Origin of the sequence: Exiguobacterium sp. AB2 (genome assembly GCF_000696055.1) — a bacterium.
In the GTDB taxonomy this organism is placed as follows: Bacteria; Bacillota; Bacilli; order Exiguobacteriales; family Exiguobacteriaceae; genus Exiguobacterium; species Exiguobacterium alkaliphilum.
Window position 1 is genome coordinate 1 of the sequence record NZ_JNAA01000112.1, and the last position, 8,238, is coordinate 8,238.

General features: G+C 51.5%; 8 protein-coding genes. 4 read left to right on the forward strand and 4 right to left on the reverse strand.

The features are described from left to right. Positions 1 to 9: 9 nt before the first annotated feature. Positions 10 to 426: a thiol-disulfide oxidoreductase DCC family protein gene (locus tag DI14_RS14745; protein ID WP_034809912.1), complete on the reverse strand. Its 417-nt coding sequence runs from the start codon at positions 424 to 426 to the stop codon at positions 10 to 12. Positions 427 to 479: 53 nt separating this feature from the next. Beyond that, entirely contained in the window at positions 480 to 1,712 is a 1,233-nt protein-coding gene (locus tag DI14_RS14750; protein WP_034809913.1) for an MFS transporter, read from the reverse strand. 93 nt (positions 1,713 to 1,805) lie between these two features. Here DI14_RS14750 and DI14_RS14755 point away from each other — a divergent pair, with 93 nt between their 5' ends. Beyond that, positions 1,806 to 3,443, forward strand: a complete 1,638-nt coding sequence (locus DI14_RS14755; protein ID WP_034809914.1) for an ABC transporter substrate-binding protein — start codon at positions 1,806 to 1,808, stop codon at positions 3,441 to 3,443. A 32-nt stretch (positions 3,444 to 3,475) separates the two neighbouring features. Here DI14_RS14755 and DI14_RS14760 read toward each other — a convergent pair whose 3' ends face one another. Continuing rightward, positions 3,476 to 4,774: a glutamate-1-semialdehyde 2,1-aminomutase gene (locus DI14_RS14760; protein WP_034809915.1), complete on the reverse strand. Its 1,299-nt coding sequence runs from the start codon at positions 4,772 to 4,774 to the stop codon at positions 3,476 to 3,478. Positions 4,775 to 5,011: 237 nt separating this feature from the next. On the opposite strand from DI14_RS14760, the gene DI14_RS14765 reads away from it, so the two are divergent. Next, on the forward strand, positions 5,012 to 5,398 hold the full coding sequence (locus DI14_RS14765) for a Fur family transcriptional regulator (RefSeq protein ID WP_369792728.1): 387 nt from the start codon (positions 5,012 to 5,014) through the stop codon (positions 5,396 to 5,398). A gap of 29 nt (positions 5,399 to 5,427) precedes the next feature. Here the strand turns inward: DI14_RS14765 and DI14_RS14770 are convergent, their stop codons facing one another. After that, a complete protein-coding gene (locus DI14_RS14770) occupies positions 5,428 to 5,787 on the reverse strand; it encodes a YgzB family protein (protein WP_034809917.1) in 360 nt (119 codons plus the stop codon). A gap of 170 nt (positions 5,788 to 5,957) precedes the next feature. Here DI14_RS14770 and DI14_RS14775 point away from each other — a divergent pair, with 170 nt between their 5' ends. Together DI14_RS14775 and DI14_RS14780 are read left to right on the forward strand one after the other, a co-directional pair. Next, positions 5,958 to 6,824 carry a nucleotidyltransferase-like protein gene (locus DI14_RS14775; RefSeq protein WP_034809919.1) on the forward strand — a complete coding sequence of 289 codons (867 nt, stop codon included), beginning with the start codon at positions 5,958 to 5,960 and terminating at the stop codon, positions 6,822 to 6,824. A gap of 115 nt (positions 6,825 to 6,939) precedes the next feature. Continuing rightward, the gene (locus DI14_RS14780; RefSeq protein WP_235193487.1) at positions 6,940 to 8,037 is read left to right on the forward strand and encodes a PstS family phosphate ABC transporter substrate-binding protein; all 1,098 of its coding nucleotides are present in this window, start codon (positions 6,940 to 6,942) and stop codon (positions 8,035 to 8,037) included. The last annotated feature ends 201 nt before the right edge of the window (positions 8,038 to 8,238 follow it).

Here is an 8,238-nt window from a genome sequence, read left to right on the forward strand (position 1 = left end):
TGCCCTCCCTCAAGAGGTTGGCGGGTTTGTCTGTTGATCGAGGAACCGACTCCGTTCTTCTGGTGTCGGAAGTTTACACGTCTCTTTCATTCCGAACCATTTGTAGCGATTTTTGGCAACGACGTCGTATCCGAAATCGCGAAGCGGTCTCGGTACGATACGGATGAGCCCGAGCCAACGCCATCCCCCATCCAACCCTTCTGCAATCCGGATGGCCGCATCTGAATTGAGATAAGGGACACCATCTTTCAAAAGCACGATACTATCGATGGCTTCTGGAATCCGGTGCCGGGTCCGTAACGCTTTTCCGGCTTCGCCTTGAAGCCATGCAAAATGAAAGTGACCTTTCGTGTCACGATTCAGAATGAATTGGACACTCGCATCACAAAAATTGCAGTCCCCGTCGAACAATACGATTGCTGGCATAAACATCGCCTCCTTCACTCTTCGTAGTTACCGCTCAAGCGAAAGATTAAACGTCATGCCGCCAGTTGTCGGGTCGCCTCCATCTTGTAGAGAGACAAGTAATACAAATATCCTCCAAGCGCGCCGAAAGCGAAGATGTAGCCGCTCATGAAGACCGGTCCGATGAACGCACCGACGACGATGCCGGTAGCGGCCACGAGTTTGGCCCCGTGGAACGTCAATCCGCCGAACGCCAAATACGAGGCCCGCCGTTCCGGGTCGAGCAAATCGACTTGCTTCACTTGGCGAATAGGAGAATAAAGGAGTTCCCCGACCGTGAAGACGATGGCGAGGACGGCCAAAACGAAAAATGAGCTCATTGACGTGATTGCCGCGAATGCGGTGACGTATAACGCGAGACCGATAAAGAACACGTGTTTCTCGCGGAAACGTTTGATGAAGGCGGTGACGGCAAACGTGATTGCGACGACGAGGAGCGTGTTCTCGAGTTGCATGAACGCCATCATCCGCACCCCGTCAAATGGGACACCGACAATCGTTCGTTCTTGAAACGTTTCGGCTAGGTGAACACCGATATAGTTCGCCATATGGAACTCGGTCGAGAAGACGAGCATGCTGCCGAGGACAAACAGCATCCAACGCCGGTCGGCGAGGGCGATCCGGTAGTTCGTGATGACCCCGACGATCGGGTTCGCCGGTGTGGCGCGGTTACCGGCATACGAATCGACGAGATACCGCTGTAGGACGAGTGTCGTGATGAGTAAGACGAGCGTCATCCCGACGAATAAGGCGAAGCGATGATCGCGATAGAACAACCCGCCGAGCATGACCCCACCTGCGATGGCCAAGTTGACAAGCCAGTAGTCATACACGTAAATCGCTTTTCGATTCGATTCTTCCATCGAGTCGATAACGATCGCCTCGAGCGCCGGATAGTTCAATCCGTTTGAAATCGCATGACCGAAGTAAAGGGCGGCGACGGCGAGTGCCCAGTTGTTCGAAGGGTGAATCGCGACCGTCATGCCGATAAAGCATAAAATTTGAACGACTTGCCCGATTTGCAAGACGTGTTTTCGATTGAACCGGTCCGAGAAGTACCCACCGAACAAGCCGGTGACGTACCCGACGATGACAAAAGATGTCATGATGATCCCGCCGGCGATTTTGCCGAGTTCTGCTGAAAAGTATAAAGCCATGAATGGGAAGATTGCCGAACCGACGATGCGAATGAAAAAGCCACAGACGAGCCGGAGTCGGACGTTCGTAGGAAAATCTTTAAATTTCATGTGAGCACCTCCTTGCACCTACTTTAAACGTGGACTACACTTGGAAAAAAGAGACAAATAAAGTGGGGATGTCCACTTTTAAGGGGGAGTCCGATGAATCCGAAGCTTGTTTCCATCTATCGCTATGCCATCGAGCGGGACCGAGAGGACGTGACGTTACGCGAAGCGGTCAACGCCACGGGGTATAGTGAAAAACAAATCAAGCGAGACGTGAACGTGTGGGCGCAGTCCGGATGGGTCGAGTATCGCCCGGGCCGGGGCAGGGGGCACGAGTCCGTCATTCAGTTCGCGCCGTCGTTTAATCAGGTGTTGACGACTTGGGTAGATACGACGTTCGCCCGCATCACGATGGCCGAGGCGGCAAAATGGCTAGAATGGCAATGGCCGCCGCTGTTGCGAGAGAAAATCCAGGCTCACATCTGGGGGCGATTCGGCTTCGAACAGACGGAAGAGGATCGTTTCATCTTCCCGCGAACGAGAGCGCTCGCCTCGCTCGACCCGCTCGATATCCACATCGCGATGGAGGCGTCGCTCGCCCGCCACCTGTTCGACCGGTTGTTCGAATGGGACGGGAATGTCATCCGACCATCGCTCGCCCATCATATAGAAGCAACACGTTTCGGTTTTCGCTTATATATCCGAAAAGGGGTACTGTTCCATAACGGGATGTCGCTCTCGGCGAATGAGATCGTCTACTCGCTCAACCGATTGTTGCGATACGGGAAACAACGGTGGCTGTTCGCGCCAATCGAGCGAGTCGATTCACCGGCTCCTTTTATCGTCGACATCTATACATCTGCGCACGGTGGTTACATCGAGCGGCTCTTAGCGCAGACGCCTGCCTCGATTTCGTATAAAGGGTTTGAGGGGACGGTCGGGACAGGGCCGTTCAAACTCGAACGTGTGTCCGAAGACGTCACGCGTTTCCAAGCGTTCGAACGGGGCTTGCGTCCGCGGCCGTCGTTGGATGTCGTCGAGTTCGTGACGTTCTCGGAGGCGGACCACGCCGAATGGAGCATGCGTGACGACCATCGCCTCGTGAAATGGGTCGCCGAAGCTGGGGCGCGTTACGCCGTCTTCAACATGAGGCATTCTTGGTTGAAGGACGCCCAGGACGTTAGGCGAGCGATTCTCCGTACCATCGATAAAACGGCACTCGTCGCATTAGGCGGAGAGCGGCATCAAGTCGCCCATGGCTTTTTCCCAGAAGCGAGTCAAGAAGTGAAGCGAGAAGCGGAAGACCGCATCGATGTGCGTCCGATCCGTCTCTTGCATTTGCCTTACGCGACGGCGACGGAAGACGCCAACTTGATTGCACAACAATTGACGTTTGCGGGTTTCACCGTGGAGACAGAAGTGTATACGTTGTCCGTCTTGTTAGAGGAAGAGACGCTCCGGCGCGCCGACATCATCCTTTGTGGCGAGATGATGAATGAAGACCGCGACTTGGCGTTTCTGGCGTTCATGACGAGCGAGTTATCGCTTGTCGGGAAGTTGCTCGGTGAAGACGCGACGCTTCGGACGATGATGGACCGATATCATCAAGTCGATTTGGACGTGTGGCCGCACCTTCATCGTGAAGTCGAACGTTACGTGACCGAGCAAGCGTACGTCGTCCCGCTCTATCATGTGGCCCGCGAACGGCGATTCCCGAGTTTCCTCGGCGATGTGCCGATCGACATCTATGGTCATCCGCGCTACGAGCAGCTTTGGATTCGACCATCGCTATAAAGAAACGGAGATGCCGCGGCATCTCCGTTTCTTTATAGTTCGGCGAACGCGCGGTTGACCGCGGCGATCGTCTCGTCGATATCTTGTTCCGTATGTTCTGTCGTCAAGAACCAGGCCTCGTATTTCGAAGGGGCCAGGTTGACGCCATTCTCGAGCATGAGCTTGAAGAAACGGCCGAACACTTCGCCATCCGACTTTTCGGCACCGTCATAGTCGGTGACGATTTCGTCTGTGAAGTAGACCGTGAGCGCCCCTTTCAAGCGGTTGAGGGTGATCGTCACACCGTGTGTGTTTGCCGCCTCGCGAATTCCGGCCTCGAGCCGGGCGCCGAGGGCGTCGAGTTTCTCATAGACGCCCGGCTGTTCCAACACTTCAAGGCAGGCGATCCCGGTCGCCATCGAAGCAGGGTTTCCGGCCATCGTCCCGGCTTGGTACGTAGGGCCGAGCGGCGCGACGGTCTCCATGATTTCAGCTTTCCCGCCATAAGCACCGATTGGCAATCCGCCACCGATCACTTTTCCGAGTGCCGTCATGTCTGGCTCAATGCCGTACACTTGTTGCGCGCTACCGTAAGTGAAGCGGAACGCCGTGATGACCTCATCATAGATGACGAGGGCGCCATGTTCATGGGTGATGTCGTTGACGGCTTGGAGGAAACCTGGTTTTGGTTCTACGATGCCGAAGTTCCCGACGATTGGCTCGACGAGGACGCAAGCGACTTGTTCGCCCCATTCGTTCATCATGTTACGGAACGCCTCGACGTCATTGAACGGGACGGTGATGACTTCTTTGGCGGTCGCACGTGTGACACCGGCAGAATCTGGTGAGCCGAGTGTCGCCGGACCGCTTCCTGCGGCGATGAGCATCAAGTCTGAGTGGCCATGGTAGCAACCGCTGAACTTGACGACGAGTTCGCGTCCGGTGTAGGCACGGGAAACCCGGATCGTCGTCATGACGGCTTCCGTCCCGGAGTTGGTGAACCGGACTTTATCCATCGATGGGATGGCATCTTTCAATTTCTTCGCAAAATCGACTTCAAGGGCGTGGGGTGTCCCATAAAGCAGTCCTTTTGACGACGCCTCCATCAAGGCGCGATGAATGTGCGGGTGGGCGTGACCGGTGATGATTGGACCGTAAGCCGCTAAATAGTCGATATAGCGATTGCCATCCACATCATAAAAATATGCCCCTTCCCCGCGCTCCATATAGACGGGAGCGCCGCCGCCAACGGCCTTAAACGAGCGTGAAGGACTGTTGACGCCACCGACGATGTGGGTCTGTGCCTCTTCGTACAAGACGTCTGACTGTTTCCGGGTAGATGATGTTGACATATGTATTGCCTCCTTTTACAAATTCGCACTTATTGTATCATAGCCGTCAACCGCTTAAGCTCGACGTTTGACGACTGCTTTAGAAATCAGTACACTATTTATAAAGATTACTATGTAAGAAATAGGTTAATTCTAACTAACATTTCGCATGAATTCTAATAGAAGAAATGAGGGATTGACGTGGGAAGCGAGATGCTTGACCATGCTGTTCAGTCGCTCCGAGAACATGGAGTCAGAATGACGCCTCAGCGCCAGGCCATTTTGGAGTACCTCGTCACGGAGCACAGTCATCCGACGGCGGATGATATTTACAAGGCGCTATCGGGACGTTTTCCGAACATGAGTGTCGCCACGGTATATAATAACTTGCGCGTCTTCAAAGAGATTGGACTCGTTCAAGAAATGAACTATGGAGATGCCTCGAGCCGATTTGATTTCGTCACTTCGCGTCACTATCACATTATCTGTGATACGTGCGGAAAAGTCGTCGACTTCAACTACCCGGTACTCGATGAGATTGAAGCGGTCGCTTCTCAGTTGACCGGCTTCAAAGTCGATCGTCACCGTCTTGAAGTGTACGGGACATGTCCGACGTGCCAGGCTGAACAAACGCATACACATTAAAAAACACATCCGACACGCGGATGTGTTTTTTATTCGTGTTGCTCGGATTGGCGTTTGTTATACTTTTCGTCAAACTCTTTTCCTTCTAATGAGCGATCAATCGTCAATGGCTCGTCGCAATGCATACATAAATCGACGCGGCCGAGCATCTTTGTCTCTCTCTCACAATTCGGGCACGTGACGATGATTGCTTTCGTCGATGCCATTCCGATGATGAAGTAAAGGGCAGAACTCGATAACACCATCAAGAAACCGAGTAACATGAAAATAATCATCAGCCACGTGATGTTCTTCGCGAGCAACCCGAGGTACATGACACCGATTCCGCCGAAGATGAGCAATAGCGCGACGTTCCGAGCTCGGTTGATTTTATTCCCCCGTTTTTTCATTCCACAATCCCTCCATGTCTGCCTTTACTATATCTTATCTATCGAGCGGTGAGAAGTTCGTGCGTTCAATGGCAGGAGAATTTTATAAACAAGGCGAATCAATTTCGTAGCAGAGTAGATACTTGTGTGGACGAAGTGTTCACAATGAGAAAGAAGGGGTCAAGGTGACGATGGAATACGCCACACGAACGATTTATTCAGAATATGCAGCCTTGAAAACAACGCTCGGGATTATCGAGGTGAAGAAAAAGCGACCGAGAGATCCGTTGACTGATCAATCGGATCGGCTGTTGATTGTTATCGAGGCGAAAGACGATCCGTTTTGGACGGTGAAACACTATCAAATCGGGCAAGAAAAAATTGTCCTTCACGTTGTGAGCGATTCGATGATGGATCGCTGGATTGTCTTGAATGAAAATCGACGTGCCATTCATTGGATAGAGGACGGTATGGTGTTATTTGAGAGAAATGAATTCTTACTAGAACTTCGGCAGCGATTGCGCAACTTCTCAAATGAAGAACAACGTCTCCAACTTTCGCTTGCGTTCGCGAAACTGCTCAGACGGTTCGAAGACGGCCGCAGTTTGTTTTTACAAGGAGAATATCAAGACGCATTCACGCAAATCCATCATGCCTTGACGCACTTGGCGCGGTTGTCGATTTTAGAGGCCGGCATTCATCCGGAGATCATCTTATGGAAACAAGTCCGGAAATTAGATTTAGAAGTGTATAAGCTACACGAAGAGCTTGTGAGCGGGGGCGAAGAGCTCGAACAGCGCATTCATCTCGTTATCATTGGGATGGAGCACTTGATTCAATCGAAAGTGTTGCCGGGAACACTGTTGTTGCTTCAAACCATGCAACGACAAGAAGAACCATGGTCGTTCTCAGAACTAATGGAACACCCGGACTTGCAAGAGTTACGTGTCGATTTAGGGAGCATCATTAGTTTCCTTGTCCGGAAAGGCTATGTCCGGGCAGTTGCGCGTCCGACGAAGGGCGTCGGGGTTGAAGCAATCGCGTATGAAATTTCTTAAGAATAGAATGAGAATGGGGATTGTATGATTGATGAAAGTGATAAAGTTTCTATTAAGTAGTGTATTCATCATCGTTGCGACTGTTTTTTTAACTTTCGTGGTCGCGATATTTACTATGGGAGACCCGATTGCGGGAGGGCGTCCAATCATATGGACGCTTTGGTTTGTCGCCGCACTGGCGATTGTGATCATTGCGCTATATGATTTCTCAAAACTCTCCAAACAAAACTTAAAACGCGTCGGCTTGGTTGGAACGGTCATCGCGGTCGTCTTGTTCGCATCCGTCAAAGGCTATTATGTATATACGGCGGGGCTGCGAATTGAAGAGCGGGGCGTGGAGCTACAAGACTACCGTCCATTTAAACCGGAATCCAATTTAGCAAAACTGGATGCGCCGGCTTCCTTTAAGGTCGAGGAAGAACTCCCTCGTCTCGATGGGGCGACAGCGCTCTACCCACTCTATGCTTCTTTTGTCGAGGCGACCTATCCACAAGGAGACTATGACCCGTACGATATCGAGTGGGGGAACAGTGCGGTCGTCTCAACGACAACGGGTGAAGCGTATGAACGATTGATTAATGAGAAAACGGATATCATTTTTGTCGCCGGCCCTTCAGATCAACAAATCGCCGCAGCGGAACGAAAAGGTGTCGCGTTCAACATGACACCAATTGGACGTGAGGCGTTCATCTTCTTTGTCCATGAAGACAATCCGGTCGACTCACTTGAATTAGAAGAGATTCAGCAAATCTATTCAGGGGAAATTCGGAATTGGCAAGAAGTCGGTGGTAAGAATGACTCGATTCGTGCGTTTCAGCGGCCGGAAGGAAGCGGAAGTCAGACTGCTTTGCAGCGAATGATGGGTGAACGGAAATTGATGGACGCCCCGGTCGAGGATGTCCCGGAAGGTATGGGTGGCATCATCGAACAGACGGCCGCTTACCAAAACCATAAAAATGCGATTGGCTTCTCTTTCCGCTTCTATGCGACCGAGATGATTGAAGACCATGACATTAAACTGGTTCAAGTGAATGGTGTGGCTCCGACGGTTGAAACGATTGCCGATGGGACGTATCCGATTACGTCGGAGTTTTATGCGATCACGACTGAGGATCGTTATGAAGAGTTCAAGCCTTTCCTAGACTGGATGGGTTCGGAAGAAGGGCAGACGCTCGTAAAGAGAACAGGGTATGTTCCACTCGCTAAAGACTAATGGGTTGGGCCTCGAGAGACGAGGCTCAACTTTTTTTATTTATTTATGAATTTTCTATTGACGATGTGGGAATTAGAGATTATAGTTATAAACGTTGTCACGGCAAAAGATTATTTCAGAAAAACAATTTGTGAAAAAAGTTGTTGACTGGGAGAACGACGACGTGATAGATTAATAAAGTCGCCAAGCGCGACAGACGAA

Bases quoted from the DNA above. Each gene is read 5' to 3' on its own strand.
- DI14_RS14745 (WP_034809912.1), bottom strand. From the start codon at position 426: ATGCCAGCAATCGTATTGTTCGACGGGGACTGCAATTTTTGTGATGCG.
- DI14_RS14750 (WP_034809913.1), bottom strand. From the start codon at position 1,712: ATGAAATTTAAAGATTTTCCTACGAACGTCCGACTCCGGCTCGTCTGT.
- DI14_RS14755 (WP_034809914.1), top strand. From the start codon at position 1,806: ATGAATCCGAAGCTTGTTTCCATCTATCGCTATGCCATCGAGCGGGAC.
- DI14_RS14760 (WP_034809915.1), bottom strand. From the start codon at position 4,774: ATGTCAACATCATCTACCCGGAAACAGTCAGACGTCTTGTACGAAGAG.
- DI14_RS14765 (WP_369792728.1), top strand. From the start codon at position 5,012: ATGACGCCTCAGCGCCAGGCCATTTTGGAGTACCTCGTCACGGAGCAC.
- DI14_RS14770 (WP_034809917.1), bottom strand. From the start codon at position 5,787: ATGAAAAAACGGGGGAATAAAATCAACCGAGCTCGGAACGTCGCGCTA.
- DI14_RS14775 (WP_034809919.1), top strand. From the start codon at position 5,958: ATGGAATACGCCACACGAACGATTTATTCAGAATATGCAGCCTTGAAA.
- DI14_RS14780 (WP_235193487.1), top strand. From the start codon at position 6,940: ATGGGAGACCCGATTGCGGGAGGGCGTCCAATCATATGGACGCTTTGG.